The sequence below is a fragment of the Albidovulum denitrificans genome (assembly GCF_002973535.1).
Classification (GTDB): domain Bacteria; phylum Pseudomonadota; class Alphaproteobacteria; order Rhodobacterales; family Rhodobacteraceae; genus Albidovulum; species Albidovulum denitrificans.
In genome coordinates this window covers 106,015-123,042 of record NZ_PVEP01000004.1, presented here as the reverse complement: position 1 = coordinate 123,042, position 17,028 = coordinate 106,015, and the positions used below count along the sequence as shown (strand labels likewise).

Sequence of the window (17,028 nt, the reverse complement as noted above, 5' to 3'; positions counted from 1 at the left end):
GCCCTGCCCCCCTTATGCTTTCAGTTTTTCATGCCGTTGCAGCAATTCCTGCGCCAGCGCGCGGTAGGCCGCGCTGCCCCGCGACAGCGTATCATAGGCGAGAACCGGCACCGAGAAAGACGGCGCCTCGCTTAGCCGGACATTGCGCGGAATGCGGGTGCGGAAGACGAGATCCCCGAGATTGTCGCGGGCGTCATCCTCCACCTGCTGCGACAGGTTGTTGCGGGTGTCGTACATGGTCAGCACGACACCCTCGATCCGCAGATCCTTGTTCGCCGCCTGCCGCACGTCGCGAATCGTCAGCATCAGCTGCGACAGGCCTTCGAGCGCGTAGAACTCTGCCTGAAGCGGCACGAGGACCGAATCGGCGGCGACCATCGCGTTGACGGTCAGCAGGCTGAGCGAGGGCGGGCAGTCGATCAGGACATAATCGAAGCCATAGCTGTCGATGTCCTGCTGCCGCAGCGCGTCGTGCAGAAGGAAGCTTCTCTTTTCATTGGAAAAAAGCGCGATGTCGGCGGAAGACAGGTCGGTCGTCGCGGGACAGATCCAGACGCCTTCGGTCGTTGTTTTCCGCACGACGTCAGAGATCGGGGCATCTTCGATCAGAAGGTCATAGGTCGTCTTTTCACGCTCTGACGGCTCCACCCCGAGGCCGGTCGAGGCGTTGCCTTGCGGGTCGAGATCGACAAGCAGGACCTTCTGCCCCTGTTCGGCCAGCGACGCCGCGAGGTTGATGGCCGTGGTCGTCTTGCCGACACCGCCCTTCTGGTTGGCGATGGCAACGATCCGTGGACCGGCGGGACGGCTCAGGTCATTCACGCGCGAGATCTCCGATAGAAAGAATGACCGCCTGGGGATCGGTCTGGCTCGCCCTCTTCTGAAACGTAAAGCGGAAGGTTTCAAGGGCGTCGGAGAGTTCGGCGTCGTGGTTTGCGCCTTTGAGGAAAAGCGCGGTGCCGGCGGGGGTCAGGTGACGCTCTGCGAGGTGCAGGAGATCGCGAAGCGGGGCGAGCGCGCGGGCCGAAACGATATCGGCATGAAGGGGCGGAAGATCCTCGGCGCGTTGGGTCAGGACGGTTACCGGGGTCCCTGTTTGGCGCGCGACCTCTCGCAGGAAGGTGCATTTGCGCTGGTCGCTTTCGACGAGCGTGACGGAGAGACCCGGGCGAAGCTCCTGCGCGAGGATAGCGATCACGAGGCCGGGAAAACCGCCGCCCGCGCCGAGATCGGCCCAAAGCCGGGCCGCGTTCGGCGCGAGCATAAATAGTTGTGCCGAATCAAGGAAGTGGCGCGCCCAGATATCGTCCAGCGTCGTGCGGGAGACGAGATTGATGGCCGGATTCCACTTTCGCAGCATCGAATCGTAAAGCTCCAGCCGACCCCATGTTTCACGTGAAACATCGAGGTCCGGCAACAACGCCCCGCCCCCGGTCATCCCGACACCCGCGCCTTTTGCTTTCGCCGGATCGCCGCGAGGATCAGCGTCATTGCCGCCGGGGTCATGCCGTCGATCCGCCCGGCCTGCGCCAGCGTCGCCGGGCGCGCGCGTTCAAGCTTGGCCGTCAGTTCGAAAGAAAGGCCGCTGAGCATGCGATAGTCGAAATCCGGTGGAATTTCATGCGCTTCGTCGCGACGGAGCGCCTCGACCTCGGTCGCCTGACGGTCGATATAGGTCGCGTACATCGCGTCGCGTGAGATTTGTTCGCGGGTCTCGGGATCAAGGTCGGTGAGCGAGGGATCAAGCCGAAGCAGGTCGTCGAACGCTACGTCCGGGAACGCCAAGAGCGCGAAGGCGCTGCGTCGCTGCCCATCCTGACCGACACGAATACCAACAGCCGCGGCCTGATTCGGAGAATAGGTCTGAGATTCGAGCCGCGCCCGCGCCGCCTCCAGCGCCTCCATCTTCCGGCCGAACGCCTCACGCCGCTGCTCGCCGACGCAGCCAACCCCAAGCCCAAGAGGTGTCAACCGCTGGTCGGCGTTGTCCGCGCGAAGGGACAGCCGGAATTCCGCGCGAGAGGTGAACATCCGGTACGGTTCCGCCACGCCCCGCGTCACCAAATCATCGATCATCACGCCAATATAGCTATCGGAGCGGCTGAAGAGAACCGGCTCGCCGCCCACCACATCTCGGGCCGCATTCAGCCCAGCCACAAGCCCTTGCGCCGCCGCCTCCTCATACCCCGTGGTCCCGTTGATTTGGCCAGCGAGGTACAGCCCCTCGAAATCCCGCAGCCGCAGGGTCCGTGTCAGGGCGCGGGGATCGACATAGTCGTATTCGATCGCATAGGCGGGCTGGATGATCCTCACCGATTCCAGACCTTCGATCGAATGAACATAGGCCTCCTGCACGTCCACGGGCAGCGAACTGGAAATGCCGTTCGGATAAACCGTCGGATCATCAAGCCCTTCGGGCTCAAGGAATATCTGGTGGGAGTCCTTCTCCGCGAATCGCACAACCTTGTCTTCGATGGACGGGCAATAGCGCGGACCAACCCCTTCGATATGGCCGCCATACATCGCGGAACGATCAAGATTGGCGCGGATGATGTCATGCGTCCGTGCGTTCGTATGCGTAATCCCGCAAGAAACCTGGCGCACGAAGGGCTTGTGGTGGAGAAAGGAGAACAGCACCGGCTCATCATCGCCCGGCTGCGCACCCAACACATTCCAGTTGATCGTCCGCCCGTCCAGTCGCGGCGGCGTTCCGGTTTTCAGGCGGCCAAGGGGCAGGCCAAAACTATCCAGCCGCTCAGCCAGACGAATGGACGGGCGGTCACCCATACGACCCCCCGGCCGACGCTCATCCCCGATATGGATGATGCCGCGCAGGAACGTACCGGAGGTCAGGATGACGGCACCGCCGGTGATTTCCACCCCGCCCTCAAGAACGACACCGCCGATCCGATTCGCGGTCACGATCAGATCGACGACCTCGCCCTCAATCACATCCAGTCCGGGTCGCGCCTCTGTCTCCGCCAACATGGTTTCGCGGTAAATGCGCCGGTCGGATTGCGCCCTAGGCCCCTGAACCGCAGGTCCTTTGCGACGATTCAGCAAGCGGAACTGAATTCCCGCGCGGTCCGCGACCCGACCCATGACGCCGTCCAGCGCGTCGATTTCCCGCACCAGATGGCCCTTGCCAAGCCCCCCGATGGCCGGGTTGCACGACATCGTGCCAATCCCGGCGCGCGTCAACGTCACAAGCGCGGTCCGCACCCCCATCCGGGCCGCGGCATGCGCGGCCTCGGTTCCGGCATGCCCGCCGCCCACCACGATGACGTCGTAATGTTTCACGTGAAACACCCCTACTTCCCAATGCAGAAGCTGGCGAAGATTTCGTCCAGCAAGTCCTCGACATCGACACGCCCTATCAGAGAATCGAGCGCCTGGACAGCCGACCGCAGCTCATCCGCCGCAATCTCCACCCGATCCGCCCCGCGCGCGACGTCCTCCAAGGCGCGCCGCAATGCCTCCGCCGCGCGCAAGATCGCAACCCGGTGCCGCTCCCGCACCATGATCCCGGCCCCGGCAACGCGGCCACCAAGGGCCTGGCCAATCCGCGACACCAGTTCGCCAAGCCCCTCCCCGGTCACGCCAGAGATATAAAGCGCGCCGCAATCCCGCGCATCGACAAGATCCGCCTTGCCAATCGCCTCAATATCCCCTGCCCGTGCGGCAACCGGCAAGGCCTCCGCCCCGCTCCGCAGAAACAACCGCAGGTCCGCCGCCTCGGCACGCGCCACCGCCCGGTCGATCCCGATCCGCTCCACCGGCTCCACCGTCTCCCGCAGGCCGGCGGTATCCAGCAGCGTCACGGCCAGCCCACCGATATCCATCCGCACCTCGATCACGTCCCGCGTCGTCCCGGCATGGTCCGACGTGATCGCCGCCTCCCGCCCGGCGAGCGCGTTCAGAAGCGTCGATTTCCCCGCATTCGGCGCGCCAATAATCGCGACCTCAAACCCCTCCCGAATGCGCTCCGCCGCCCCGAAACCGGCAATCTCCCGCTCCAGCTCCGCCAATACGCCGGACACCAGCGCGATGACCTCGGGCGTGACGTCTACCGGCACATCCTCATCCGCGAAATCAATCGTCGCGGACAAAAGCGCAGCCGCCCGGATCAGGTCCCGCCGCCACCCCGCGCTTCGCGCCCCGATGGCGCCGGACAGCACGCGCAATGCCTGCTTCCGCTGCGCTTCGGTCTCGGACTCCAGCAGATCCGCCAGCCCCTCGACCTGCGCCAGATCCATCCGTCCATTGGCAAGCGCGCGGCGCGTGAACTCCCCCGGCTCGGCCGCGCGAAACCCGTCAAACCCGGAAAGCTCCCGCAGCACCGCATCCACGGTCGTGACCGCGCCATGCAGCTGAAACTCCACCGTCGGCTCACCGGTAAAGCTCGCCCCCGCACCAAATGCCAGAACCAGCGCGCTGTCGAGAAGCCCGCCGTCCCCGTCATGCAGCGCCATCACAACAGCCTGGCGCAAGGGTGGCACACGACCCGCCAGCTTGCGCACCGCGTCAAAGGCCATCGGCCCCGATACCCGGATCACAGCCACACCGGCGCGACCTCGGGCAGAGGCCAGAGCATAGACCGTATCCATTCCGTTAACCTATTGTTTTAAAACAACAAGTCAGGCGTTCATGGAGTCGAAAAACTCCGCGTTCGACTTTGTCTGCTTCAGCTTCGAGATCAGGAATTCGATCGCATCCGTCGTACCCATCGGGTTCAGGATGCGGCGCAGGACATAGGTCTTCTGAAGGTCGTTCTTGTCGACCAGCAGATCCTCTTTCCGCGTGCCGGATTTCAGGATGTCCATCGCCGGGAAGACGCGCTTGTCGGCGACCTTCCGGTCCAGCACGATCTCGGAGTTACCGGTCCCCTTGAACTCTTCAAAGATGACCTCATCCATCCGGCTGCCGGTGTCGATCAGCGCCGTGGCGATGATGGTCAGCGACCCGCCTTCTTCGATGTTCCGCGCAGCGCCAAAGAACCGCTTCGGCCGTTGCAGCGCATTGGCATCGACACCGCCCGTCAGCACCTTGCCCGAGGACGGCACAACCGTGTTGAACGCGCGCCCCAGACGGGTGATCGAATCGAGCAGGATCACGACGTCGCGCTTATGCTCCACAAGCCGCTTCGCCTTCTCGATCACCATCTCTGAGACCGCAACGTGCCGCGTCGCCGGTTCGTCGAAGGTCGAGGATATCACCTCCCCCTTCACCGACCGCTGCATGTCCGTCACCTCTTCCGGCCGTTCGTCGATCAGAAGGACGATCAGATAGCACTCCGGGTGGTTCTTCTCGATCGAATGGGCGATGTTTTGGAGCAGAACCGTCTTACCCGTGCGCGGCGGTGCCACGATCAGCGACCGCTGGCCCTTGCCGATCGGCGCCACCAGGTCGATGATCCGGGCGGAGCGGTCCCTGATCGTCGGGTCCTCGATCTCCATCTTCAACCGCTCATCCGGGTAAAGCGGGGTGAGGTTGTCGAATGCCACCTTGTGCCGCGCCTTGTCCGGGTCGCCGAAATTGATCGACGTAACCTTGGTCAGCGCAAAATACCGCTCATTCTCGCCCGGCGCGCGGATCACGCCCTCGATCGTGTCACCGGTGCGCATCGAATACTGCCGCAGCATATCCGGGCTGACATAGATGTCATCGGGGCCGGGCAGATAGTTCGCCTCGGGCGAGCGCAGGAATCCGAACCCGTCCTGAAGCACCTCTAGAACGCCGTCGCCGCCGACCTCATAGCCCTCATCGGCATATTCGCGCAGGATGGAGAACATCATCTCCCCCTTGCGCATGGTCGAGGCATTCTCAATCTCAAGCTCTTCGGCCATGGCCAGAAGATCGGCCGGGCTTTTCGCCTTAAGATCGGCAAGGTTCAAACGTTCTGTCGTCATGGGGACGCCTTTCGGCAAACGGCGCGGGGCGCGCGCACTATCGGGATCAAGGGAGAATTCACTTCCGAACGGAAGGCGGGGCCTCTCTACACCCGACAAACCCCCGGAGTCAATCTGATCAGAATTTCAGCACCACGGAGAAGACGATCAACACCAGGAACACCAACGGCACAGTCCCGACAACCCGGTACCGCGCGGCGCTGACCTTGTTCGTCCCTCTCACGAAATCCTTCCGCCGGTATCCAAGCCAATGGTGCAGCCAGGTCACCGCCAGCACACCCGCCGCCTTCGTCCAGGGCCAGAGCATCGACCAGGACACGATCCCCGGCGTGAAGACCAGCGCAAGGCCAAGGACCCAGGCCGCACTCATCCCCGGATTCATGATCCCGCGAAGCAGCCACCATTCCATCTTCTGAAAGGTCTTGTCGGCGTCGCTTCCCGCCTCCGCCCCATCGGCGTGAACCGCGAACAGGAACGGCAGGCAGATCACACCGGCCATCCAGCTCACGATCGAAATGATATGCAGCGCCTTCGTCACCGGATAGGCGCTGGCAAGGAAATCCGTGATCATGACAAGTCCCTCCGGCTTCCGGCCCGGCCTTCCTAAAATAATAGTTAAAGAAAAGAAAAGGGATGATGATGCTTATGGCCCTGTGGACAGCGTGGATTGTCCGGGTTCGGTCCAGGTTTCACACAGGCGGAGAACCTTGTGGATAAATCCGTCGGGGCCTGTGGGTCGATCTAGCATCATATTAAAGCATTTTAAATCAGTAGGTTAAGAATGGATACGCTCACCTATAACGATCCGTCCGTACCGCCGATCCGTGGAAAACCCGTTCATCCACATCCCCCTTTCACCGCCATCCACATGGGGATCATCGCCGCGAAGTGATTGACAACCGGCCTACCTTTCCCCACCCCGAAGGCAGCCGTTCTTTTCACCCCCGTTCACCCACGACCCTCCGGCCCGCTTGTCCACAGCTTGACCCACATGACCGACCCAAAGCCCCTCTTCCTCGCCTCCGGCTCCGAAATCCGGGCCACCTTGCTCCGCAATGCCGGGTTGCGTTTCGACATCGCCCGCCCCCGCGTCGATGAAGACGCGATCCGCGCCTCCCTTCAGGCCGAGGATGCCGGTCCGCGCGACATCGCGGATGCCCTGGCTGAATTCAAGGCGGCCAAGGTCTCTGACAAACACCCCGGCGCGCTGGTGATCGGCTGCGACCAGGTGCTGGACCTCGACGGCGCCGTCCTGACAAAGCCCGAAAGCCCTGCCGCCGCGCGCCAGCAACTCATGGATCTGCGCGGCAAGACCCATCGTCTCCTCTCCGCCGCCGTCGTTTGCGAAAACGGCCGTCCCCTCTGGCGCCATGTCGGCACCGCGCGCCTCACGATGCGGGATTTCAGCGAGGACTACCTTGACGCCTACCTTACCCGAAACTGGCCCGAGGTCGGCAACAGCGTCGGCGCCTATATGCTCGAAGCCGAAGGCGTGCGCCTTTTTTCGCGCATTGAGGGCGATTACTTCACCATCCTCGGTCTGCCCTTGATCGAACTCTTGACCTGGCTCGGCATTCGGGGCGACATCGCGGCATGAGTGACCATCCCCGTATCCCCCTCGCCGGCGTCATCGGTTCCCCCGTGGCGCATTCGAAATCGCCCAGACTGCATCAGCACTGGCTGAAGACCCATGGCATCAAGGGCCATTACATCCCGATGGATGTCGCCCAGGCCGACCTGAAAGAGGTCATCGCAGCCCTGCCCAAGGCCGGGTTTGTCGGCTGCAACGTCACCATTCCGCATAAGGAAAAGGTGCTTGCGCTGGCCGATGTGGTGACCGACCGCGCGGCGCTGATCGGGGCGGCAAATACGCTGATCTTCCGCAAGGACGGCAGGCTGCATGCCGACAATACCGACGGCTACGGCTTTGTCGCCAACCTGCGCCAGAACGCGCCCGGCTGGGATCCGGCCTCCGGTCCCGCCGCGGTCATCGGCGCCGGTGGTGCGGCGCGCGCCGTCCTTGCCTCGCTGATCGAAATCGGCGCACCGGAGATCCGGCTGGTCAACCGCACCCGCGCCCGGGCCGAGGCGCTGCGCGCCGAGTTTGGCGCGAAGGTCGTGGTCAGCGATTGGGTGCAGGCGGGCAACATGCTTGAAGACGCGGTGACCGTCGTCAACACCACCTCTCTCGGGATGGAGGGCAAGCCTGAATTCCGCATCCCGCTTGACGCCCTGTCGCCCAAGGCCGTGGTGAATGACCTCGTCTATGCGCCGCTGCGGACCAAGTTCCTGGAAGAGGCTGCCGCCATCGGCTGCGTGACGGTCGACGGGCTGGGCATGCTTCTGCATCAGGCGGCCCCGGCCTTCGAACGCTGGTTCGGCATCCGGCCCGAGGTGAATGAGGCCACCCGCGCCGCGATCCTTGCGGAATGACGCGGCCGTTTCGGATTGGCCTGACCGGCTCCATCGGCATGGGGAAATCCACGACCGCCAGCATGTTCGCGGATCGGGGCGTTCCGGTCTGGGACGCGGATGCGGCGGTTCACCGTCTTTACGCCAAAGGCGGCGCGGCGGTCGGCCCGATTGCACGGCTTTGCCCTGACGCGGTCGTCGATGGCGCCGTGGACCGCGCGCGGCTGAAACGCTGGATCGCTGCCGAAGACGGGGCGCTCGGCCGTCTGGAAAGCACCATTCACCCCCTCGTCGCCGCCGACCGCGCCGAGTTCCTCAATCGCGCCGCGCGGGATGGCGTGCGCGTGGTCCTGCTCGACATTCCCCTGCTGTTCGAAACCGGCGCGGATACCACCGTCGATGCCACCGTCGTCGTCTCCGCCCCCGCCGAGGTACAAAAAGCGCGCGTCCTCGCCCGCCCCGGCATGACCGAGGCGCATTTCCAGACCATCCTTGACCGCCAGATGCCCGATGCGGAAAAACGGAAGCGGGCGGATTATATCGTCGAGACGCTGACCCTTGACGATGCCCGCGCCGCCGTCGACCGCGTGTTGAAGGAGATCGAGAACCGCGATGCGTGAAATCGTTCTGGATACCGAAACCACGGGCTTTGAGCCAAGCGAAGGCCACAGGATCGTCGAGATCGGCGCCATCGAGCTTTTGAACCACGTCCCGACCGGGCGGACCTATCACCAGTATATCAACCCTGAACGCGCGATGCCGAAAGAGGCGTTCGACGTTCACGGCCTTGGCGACGATTTCCTGCGCGATCAGCCCAAGTTCGCGCAAATCGCGGCGGCTTTTGTAGAGTTTGTCGGCTCCGATTCCACGCTCGTCATCCATAATGCCTCATTCGACATGAAGTTCCTGAATGCCGAGCTTGGCTGGGCCGGTCATCCCGTCATGCCGATGGACCGCGCGCTTGATACCGTCGCGATGGCGCGGCGGAAATTCCCCGGCTCCCCCGCCTCGCTCGACGCGCTTTGCCGCCGGTTCGGCATCGACAACTCCGCCCGCGAAAAGCACGGCGCGCTTCTGGACAGCGAGTTGCTGGCAGAGGTCTATCTTGAGCTGATCGGCGGCCGTCAACCCGACTTCGCGCTTTCCGTGACCACCGAAACCGTGGGAACCGTCACGACCGAGGTCTGGCGGCCAAAGCCCCGGCCCACCCCGCTTCCCCCCCGTCTGACGCCGGAGGAAGCCGAGGCGCATCAGGCCCTGATCGCCGGTCTGGGCGATGCCGCGATCTGGAAGCGGTTCGGGTAAAGCGTTTCGGGTTTTCGTTGAGAAAGCAAGTATCAGAATTCGAACGAAATAAGTTCAAATTCTGATTCAGTGTAAACCCGAAATGCTATAGGCGCGCCTTACTTTCCGGTTGCGCGCAGGACCACGCCAAAGGTGCGCGTGATGAGCCGGATGTCGTTCAGAAACCCGATCGAGGCGGCATAGATACCGTCGTAATGCGCCCTTTCGGCAAAGGACCCGGCATTGCGGCGGCTGACCTGCCACAGGCCGGTGATACCGGGGCGAAGCGACAGATAGGGTATCCGCCCCAGCGCGTCGCGCGGGTAAAGATCCTGCTGGTCGGGCGTGAAGGGGCGCGGGCCGACAAGGCTCATGTCGCCGCGCACCACGTTCCAGACTTGCGGCAGCTCATCAAGGCTGGTCTTGCGAAGGATACCGCCGATCAGCGTGATGCGCGGATCGCGGGACAGTTTCTGGTTCACCGCCCATTCGGCGGCGATCGCCGGGTCCTCGGCGATCATCTTTTGCAGCACGGCATCGGCGTCGCGCACCATGGTGCGCACCTTCCAGCAGCGAAAGACCCGGCCGTTCATCCCGATACGTTCCTGCGCGTATAGCGGCCGCCCGCCCGCGATCCAGGCGGCGCCGATCACGACAAGAAGCGCGGGAAGGATGACGGGGGCGGCAAAAAGCAGCACGGCAATGTCGAACGCCCGCTTGCCCCAGCTTCGGTAGATCCCGGCGGGGGCCTGCACGATCACCCGATCTACGGAGAACTCAAAAATAGGGGCGGTCATTCTGTCCTCGCACCAAGCAGCCACTTCAACACCGGATCCCCCGATCCGGCGATAACCTATAGGTTGTGAAATTAAGGCATAGTTAAGACTAATCCGATCCAAAATAGTGAATTGTTCTACCTTTGCGCGAACAGACGCCCATTGGCGGCGATGACCGGCGCGATTTTGCGCAAAACCGGGCGGAGTCATCCCACAGGCGCCACATCTCCGGCAAAAGCGCCCGAATCGAGGGAACCGGACCGTTTCCCGGAACCGCGTCGCCGCCTAATGGGTTTTCCCCCGAAAGTGGCAAAGCGCCACTGCGCAATCCCCTTGCGCCCGCGCCCGCCCGCCCCGACTATCGCCCGAAGGAGAGGGAGACCACGCCCCGTGATGGAATCGAAACCCGACAGCCCGCCCAAAGCCGTCCCCTATGCCGGATACCTCATCAAGGCATGGCGGCTTTTTGTCGGGGTCTGGAACGCCATCGGCGACCGGCATGTCGGTGTGATCGCGGCCGGTGTCGCCTTCTACGGCATGTTCGCCGTCTTTCCCGGCATGGCCGCGACCATCGCGATCTGGAGCATCTTTGCCGACCCGGCGGTCATCCAGTCCTACCTGTCCGAAATTCGCGACGTCATGCCCAGCGCCGCCTTCGATGTGCTTCAGACGCAATTGACCGCGCTTCTGTCGGCCAAACCCGGCACGCTGGGCTGGGCGACGGCGATCTCTCTCGGGGTTGCCTTCTATTCGGTCCATAACGGCGTTGCCGCGCTGATCTCTGCCCTCGACGCGATCAGCGGCTACAGATCGCGCAGCGCGTTCAGAAAGCTTGCCGGTTCGGTCCTTCTGACCTTCGCGATCCTCGGGCTGGCGATCCTTGCGCTGGCGACGGTCGTGATCGTGCCGGTGGTGCTTGGCTTCTTCCCCATCGGCATCGGAGAGGTGCTGATCCTGCGCGTCCTGCCCTGGGCGGTGCTGATCTTCGTCCTGCTGATTTTCCTCGGCATGATGTACCGCTGGGGTCCGAACGCCCAAAGCGCGCGGCTCCCCTGGTTCACGCCGGGGTCGTTTCTGGCCGCCGGGCTCTGGGCCGCGGCCTCGATCGCCTTTTCGGTCTACCTGGCCAATTTCGGCAATTATAACCGGATCTATGGTTCCATCGGCGCGGTGATCGCGCTTTTGATGTGGTTCTACATCTCAGGCTACATCGTCCTTCTCGGCGCCATCCTGAACGCCGAGATCGTGCGGCAAAGATCGCCTCAGTAGTCCTTTTCGAAGTAAATCCCGACGCCGCTCGAATTGTCGCTGGCCGCCGTTCCCCGGACCGTCAGGCCGGGCCGCACGTCAAGATTGATGCTCAGCTCCGTCTTGCCGTCCGATCCGACCTCAACATTGGTATAGACCTTTTCAGAGATATACTTGCCGACACGGACAGAGGTGTTGCCCGCCTCGTCCGAGGCAAGATCAAGATCGTCCAGCCCGAAGGACTGCCGCAGTTTCGAGACGATCCCTTCGCCCCCTTTCCCGGCCAAGGTCGCCACGGCCGAGGCCAGTTGCGCCGCCTGGAAGGCCGACAGGTTGCTAAGGCTTTTTGAGAACAGGAGGCGTGAAATCACCTCTTCCTGCGGCAGTTCGGGCGACGACAGGAAGCTGATGTCAGGCGCGGTGGCGTCGCCGTCGATCAGGATCGTGGCCTGAATCCCCTCGCTCTGCGTCGTTGCGCTGAACCGGATATAGGGGGTCAGCGCGCCCTGAAGCTGAATCAACCCCTCGTCGATGGTGAACCGCTTTCCCAGCATGTCGAGGCGGCCGCGGATCAGGTTGAACTGCCCGGTCGGCACCACGTTGGTCGTCGTCCCGCCCACGGCGAGCGCGCCGCCAAGCTCTGCATCAAGGCCGCGCCCGCGCACGAAGATACGCGCCGGGGCAGAGATTGTGACATCCAGCCCGAAGGGCCGCACCGGCGCCTTTTCGGCCCCGCCGCTCTGGATCAGCCCGGCGCGCTGCCGCGTGGTCTGCACCGCCGTCGGTTCGCCGACATGCTTGACGCTTTCCAGAAGTGCGGCATCGCCGAACCCGGTCGAGGGGATGCGCAATTCCGTCGTGCCAAGCGTCAGCCCGCCAGAAATGGTCGCCCCCCCGGTCAGCGGGCCGTTGATCCGCAGGGTGCCGCTGACATCGGTGTCGTAAAGCTCCGCATCGCGTAGGTGGACGGCGTTCAGACCGATGGAAAGGTCGCCGTTGAACGGCGGCTGAAGGCCGACAGGACCAGAAACGCGGATCTCCCCCCCGCCATTGACGGCGGCGCTGCCGGTCAGCGTGGCGGTCTGCCCGTTCAGAGCGGCCGATACTGCTACGCCGGAAAGCTGGACGTTGAAGTTCGGCGCCACCACCCGCCCGTTTTCAAGCGCGACCTGGCCGGACAGGGCAGAAAGACCGGGCGCCCCGTTCATGCGCAGATCGAAGCGCACCGGCCCTTCGATGTTCCGGGGCGCGATGAAGGGGTTGATGATCGCCGATTCCGCCGCGCCCTTGATGGCAAGATCGGTGTCCGAGAAATCGGCGGCCGCCGTGCCGGTGACGGTGGCGTCGGTATTGCCGGGGCCAGAGGCGCGGATATCCAGCCGGTAGCCATCCGCCCCCTGATCGACCGTGCCGTCGATCGTCACCGGCCCCGGAAAACCGGGGACCAGCAGCGCAAGGTCGCGCAGGCGCGAAGACAGGGCGATGCTTTGCCCGTCGCCAGCCGGTTTGCCGGTCGCGTTCAGGGTAACCTCACCGTTCTTAAGGTCCAGGCGGGCAAGCTGGATCATCTTCGGCGTCTGCACGATCGCGACGCTCAGGTCCGAACGGCCCCGGATCAGGCGGTCGACGTAGCTTTGCCCGACGCCAAGCCCGTCGCCCGTCGCCGTCAGCGTGATCGCCCGCGCCGCGGCCGGGCCTGTCATCGTCGCCTTGGCCGACATCGCCCCCTTGTAGCGCCCGCCCATCGCCGACAGATCGCTGAAATCCAGCGTCGCCGCCAGATCGCTCGCCGCCGCCGACAGCGTGCCTGCGGCGCTGGCCGCAAGCGTGCTGGCGCTCAGGTCGGCCGACCGGATGGTGATGCCGTTCTCGTCCCGGCGGATCGAGGCGGTCAGGTGCGACGCGCCCCGCAGAAGGTTATCGACCTCTGGCACCGAAACCGCCAGGTCCTGCCCGGCAACCTCGATCCTTGCATCGGCGACGCCCGAAAGAACGGCGTAGCTGCCATCGACCTTGACTTCGCCCGCGCCGCCGACCGGGCGACCGGCAAGGCCGGAAAGCCGCGACAGGTCCTGAACGCGCGCCGTCAGGTCGGCCGTCAGTTCCACCCCGCTCTCCAGCCCGTCCACATCCAGACGGCCCCCGGCCTCATACCCGTCGCCGGCGACCATCAGAACCGGAAGCCGCAGCTTGCCGCCCGATTGCCAGCTAAAGATCGTGCGCCCGCTGACCCGCGGGCCGACCGCCTGTTGAAGGGCAAGGTCCGCCTGATCCAGCCCCGCCGCGGCAAAGCGCAACGTGCCGCCGATGGTGGACCCTGCATCGCCCGCACCGGCATTGATCCGGCCCGATCCGGCCAGCGTCAGCCGGTCCATCGACATCGAGGGCCGCTTCAGCCCCACCATCGTCCCGTCCAGCGTCCAGCCATTATCGACCCGCCCGTCATAGCGCAGCTTCAGGTCGGCAGAGCGGACCAGCGTCTTTTCCCCCGGCACCGGCAAGAGCACGTCCGATCCGTCCTCAAGCCCGGCGCGCAGGGTCAAAGAGGCCTGCAACGGCATGCCCGAAGGGCGCAGGCTCAGCTCTCCCTCCAGATCGACCCCGCGCGAGTCGAGGATCAGCTTCGACAGATCGGTCTGGCCCGACGGCAGGCGCTGCCCCTCGGCCTGAAGCTTTATGTCGTTGCCAAAGAACTCCTGATATTCCGGCATGAACAGGGGCGTGATGTCGCCGGAAATATCCGCCACGAAGGTGCGCGCCACCTCACCCGAGGGATCGGGCTTCGTGCCAAGCTGCACGAACCCCGCGACGCGCTGCTGGCCATCGGTACGGATCGAAATCTCGGTGCGGAACTTGTCGATCACGCCGCTGCCGTGGATCGCCACCTCGGCAGAGGGGCGCCCCGGAATGTTCAGAAGCTGCACCGCGATCCCGTCCGCGCCTTCCTTTGCCAGAAGGTCAAGCGTCGCGTCCCGCGTCGCGTTGGAATAGGACCCTTTGAGCGACAGGGTCCCCTGCTTGCCGTCGATCCGCGCCACGGAAATATCGGTGGAACCTTCGCCCCCCGAAAGCTGCATCTGGCCTTGAAGGCGAACCTCGGTGGCCACGCCCATGATCGGTTCACCCAGAACGACCTTGTCGACCGCCAGCTTGCCGATATTGACCGCGACCGGCAGGTCGGGAAGTGAGAAACCCGTCGCCTGCGAGGGGGTATCTTCCGCCAGCGGCCGACGCGGCAGGTCGATCTCGGCCGCCGACATCTCATCAATCTCGATCCGGCCGGAAAGAAGGGCGGAGCGGTTCCACGAAATCGCGCCATCGCGGATGGTGATCCAGACGCCGTCCTTGTCGGCGATGGTCAGCTGATCGAAGGTCGCGCGTGACGACAGCGCCCCGGCGAAACCGTCCAGCCGCACGGACCGCCCGGCACCGGACAGGTTATCCTCGATCAGGCCGGTCAGGAAACTGCGGTCGCGGGCGGTGGCGCTGTCTTCCTGCGCCGGGGCGACGACCGGGAAAAGGCAAAGCGCGCATGTCAGAAGGAACCGCCGCATCAGAAGGCCTGCCCGATACCGATATAGACCTGAAGCCCGTCGCCGGTGGACCCAGAAACCGGCGTCCCCAGGTCAAGCCGGATCGGCCCGAAGCCTGTATCGTAGCGCAGGCCAAGACCCGCGCCCGCGTGCGATTGCGTCGTGCCGCCGAAGAAATCGGATGAGGTGATGTAACCCACATCATAAAAGGCGACGGCGCCGATCTTTTCCGTCACCTTGGCGCGGAACTCGCCAGAGAAACCGGCAAAGCTCGCCCCCCCGGTGTCGATGGTCCCGCCACCCGGACGCGGCGAGGTGATGTTCAGCGACTGGTAGGGCTGGCCCCGCACGGTGCCGCCGCCCCCCGACAGGAAGAGGTAATCCGGCGGCGTCTGCAACAGGCCCGATCCGGTCACGGTCCCGACCTGAACCCGTGCGGCCAGCGTGAACCGCTTCCCGCCGCCGAAGGAGTGATAGTAGCGCGCATCCGTCATCAGGCGCGCACCGGAATCCGTTCGCCCGAAGCCAAGGAAGGGCATGACCTCGGCGTTCAGGTAAAACCCCTTGGTGGCGTTGACCGGATTGTTCCGGCGGTCCCAGGTCAGGTCCACGGGTAGCGACAGCGCCTTGTAATGCAGGCTTCCGATCGCATCCGTCGCGGTGGAATCCGAATAGGTCAGCGCCGCCTGCCCGGTCAGCGTATCGCTCAGCACCCGCGTCAGGCCAAAGGACACTTCGCGCTTGTCGACGGTCCAGTCGCCGACATCCAGCCGCTGCACCCGCGCCTCGACAAAGGCGGTGGCGTCGGTCACCGGGGTTGCCGGGCGGTCGATCCTGACCCCGACGTCATAGCCCATCTCGCTGTCCTTGCCGCCGATCCGGTTGACCGCGGCATCGAATTTCAGCCGCTCACCCCCGCCCAGAAGGTTGCGGTGCAGCCAGAAGCCGGAAAGGTTCAGCCCTTCGGAACCCGATACCTCCGCCCCGAAGCCATAGCGGCGCAGCTTTTCTTCCGTCAGGACCAGATCGACGTCCAGCGTGTTGCCGGGGCCGATCGCCTCGGCCTCGGTGATCGCGACGGAGCTGAAAACGCCGGTGCGCCGCAGACGCTTGCCCACGGTTTCAAGCTTGGCGGGGCTATAGACCTCCCCTTCCGGGAAACCGGCGATCTTGCGGATGCGTTCGATCCGCATCCTCTCATACCCGGTGACGGAAAGCCGCCCGAAGGTCAGCTCCGGCCCCGGCGCCAAGAGGATTTCCGAACTGACCGTATGGGTGTTGTGATCGGCGACGACGGACTGCCCCGCGACATTGGCCTTGGCGTGGCCGATATTGCGCCAGCCATCGACACCGGCCTGCGCGGCGTCGACGATGGCCGTCGATTTCGCCGTCAGCGTGTCGCGGTAATCCGGCGGTAGCTTGGTTCCGCGCGCATAGGGCTTCATCCGCGCGGCGGAGAACGTGAAGCGCGGGCCGGGTTTGACGATGACCTCGATCTTCGAAATCCGGTTCGGGGCGTCCAAGGGCGCGATGGTTGCAGCCTCGCGCCCGTCGATCAGGATGCTGATGGTGCCGGAATAATAGCCCTCGGAATAAAGCGCGCCCAGAAGCTTGGCGTAATCCGCCCGCGCCGAGGCGAAAAGGTTTTGCGGATCGACCTGCTTGTCATTCTGCGCCCCGATCAGGAGCGAGGCATTCACAAGCGTCGTCCGCAAATCGTCGCCCGCGCCGGGTGTCGCGAAGCTCATCGCGTCAAGCGCGCGGGCGGGGACCGGCGCCATCGGCAGCATCAACGCGCCGCAAAGCGTCAGCGTGACGACGCCTTTAAACGGATGACGCATGCGAACCCCCGGAAACCGAATTACC

14 protein-coding genes are annotated in these 17,028 nt (G+C 64.3%); 5 read left to right on the top strand and 9 right to left on the bottom strand.

All coding sequences use genetic code 11. The features are described from left to right. Positions 1-12 precede the first annotated feature (12 nt). The 6 genes from LX70_RS11025 to LX70_RS11000 all read right to left on the bottom strand — a co-directional run bounded on the left by LX70_RS11025 (position 13) and on the right by LX70_RS11000 (position 6,480). A complete protein-coding gene (locus LX70_RS11025) occupies positions 13-822 on the bottom strand; it encodes a ParA family protein (RefSeq protein WP_105514820.1) in 810 nt (269 codons plus the stop codon). Next, positions 815-1,417, bottom strand: a complete 603-nt coding sequence (gene rsmG, locus LX70_RS11020) for a 16S rRNA (guanine(527)-N(7))-methyltransferase RsmG (RefSeq protein WP_342747697.1) — start codon at positions 1,415-1,417, stop codon at positions 815-817. Before rsmG ends, LX70_RS11025 begins: the two co-directional genes overlap by 8 nt. A gap of 17 nt (positions 1,418-1,434) precedes the next feature. Further along, the gene (gene mnmG, locus LX70_RS11015; protein WP_105514982.1) at positions 1,435-3,300 is read right to left on the bottom strand and encodes a tRNA uridine-5-carboxymethylaminomethyl(34) synthesis enzyme MnmG; all 1,866 of its coding nucleotides are present in this window, start codon (positions 3,298-3,300) and stop codon (positions 1,435-1,437) included. 11 nt (positions 3,301-3,311) lie between these two features. Next, on the bottom strand, positions 3,312-4,607 hold the full coding sequence (gene mnmE, locus LX70_RS11010; RefSeq protein WP_105514818.1) for a tRNA uridine-5-carboxymethylaminomethyl(34) synthesis GTPase MnmE: 1,296 nt from the start codon (positions 4,605-4,607) through the stop codon (positions 3,312-3,314). A gap of 30 nt (positions 4,608-4,637) precedes the next feature. Further along, entirely contained in the window at positions 4,638-5,909 is a 1,272-nt protein-coding gene (rho, locus tag LX70_RS11005; protein ID WP_105514817.1) for a transcription termination factor Rho, read from the bottom strand. Between the two features lie 118 nt (positions 5,910-6,027). After that, complete coding sequence (locus tag LX70_RS11000; protein ID WP_211301701.1) at positions 6,028-6,480, bottom strand: CopD family protein; 453 nt, start codon at positions 6,478-6,480, stop codon at positions 6,028-6,030. 420 nt (positions 6,481-6,900) lie between these two features. Here LX70_RS11000 and LX70_RS10995 point away from each other — a divergent pair, with 420 nt between their 5' ends. Genes LX70_RS10995 through dnaQ form a run of 4 tightly spaced genes read left to right on the top strand, consistent with a single transcriptional unit; the run spans position 6,901 to position 9,626 of the window. Then, positions 6,901-7,506 (top strand): Maf family protein, encoded by a 606-nt coding sequence (locus LX70_RS10995; protein ID WP_105514816.1) that lies wholly within the window; start codon positions 6,901-6,903, stop codon positions 7,504-7,506. Then, complete coding sequence (locus tag LX70_RS10990) at positions 7,503-8,342, top strand: shikimate dehydrogenase (RefSeq protein ID WP_105514815.1); 840 nt, start codon at positions 7,503-7,505, stop codon at positions 8,340-8,342. The genes LX70_RS10995 and LX70_RS10990 overlap by 4 nt, the downstream gene beginning before the upstream one ends. Continuing rightward, positions 8,339-8,941 carry a dephospho-CoA kinase gene (coaE, locus tag LX70_RS10985; protein WP_105514814.1) on the top strand — a complete coding sequence of 201 codons (603 nt, stop codon included), beginning with the start codon at positions 8,339-8,341 and terminating at the stop codon, positions 8,939-8,941. Before LX70_RS10990 ends, coaE begins: the two co-directional genes overlap by 4 nt. Beyond that, positions 8,934-9,626, top strand: a complete 693-nt coding sequence (dnaQ, locus tag LX70_RS10980) for a DNA polymerase III subunit epsilon (protein WP_105514813.1) — start codon at positions 8,934-8,936, stop codon at positions 9,624-9,626. The genes coaE and dnaQ overlap by 8 nt, the downstream gene beginning before the upstream one ends. A gap of 98 nt (positions 9,627-9,724) precedes the next feature. Here dnaQ and LX70_RS10975 read toward each other — a convergent pair whose 3' ends face one another. Further along, positions 9,725-10,402, bottom strand: coding sequence for a sugar transferase (locus LX70_RS10975; RefSeq protein WP_105514812.1), 678 nt, complete (start codon positions 10,400-10,402; stop codon positions 9,725-9,727). Between the two features lie 372 nt (positions 10,403-10,774). Between LX70_RS10975 and LX70_RS10970 the strand changes: the two genes are divergently transcribed. Then, complete coding sequence (locus LX70_RS10970) at positions 10,775-11,650, top strand: YihY/virulence factor BrkB family protein (protein ID WP_170076179.1); 876 nt, start codon at positions 10,775-10,777, stop codon at positions 11,648-11,650. On the opposite strand, the gene LX70_RS10965 is transcribed toward LX70_RS10970, so the two are convergent. Both LX70_RS10965 and LX70_RS10960 read right to left on the bottom strand, forming a co-directional pair. Further along, entirely contained in the window at positions 11,644-15,183 is a 3,540-nt protein-coding gene (locus LX70_RS10965) for a translocation/assembly module TamB domain-containing protein (protein WP_105514810.1), read from the bottom strand. The two genes, LX70_RS10970 and LX70_RS10965, sit on opposite strands and share 7 nt — an antisense overlap. Continuing rightward, the gene (locus tag LX70_RS10960) at positions 15,183-17,003 is read right to left on the bottom strand and encodes an autotransporter assembly complex protein TamA (protein WP_105514809.1); all 1,821 of its coding nucleotides are present in this window, start codon (positions 17,001-17,003) and stop codon (positions 15,183-15,185) included. Before LX70_RS10960 ends, LX70_RS10965 begins: the two co-directional genes overlap by 1 nt. Positions 17,004-17,028: the final 25 nt, after the last annotated feature.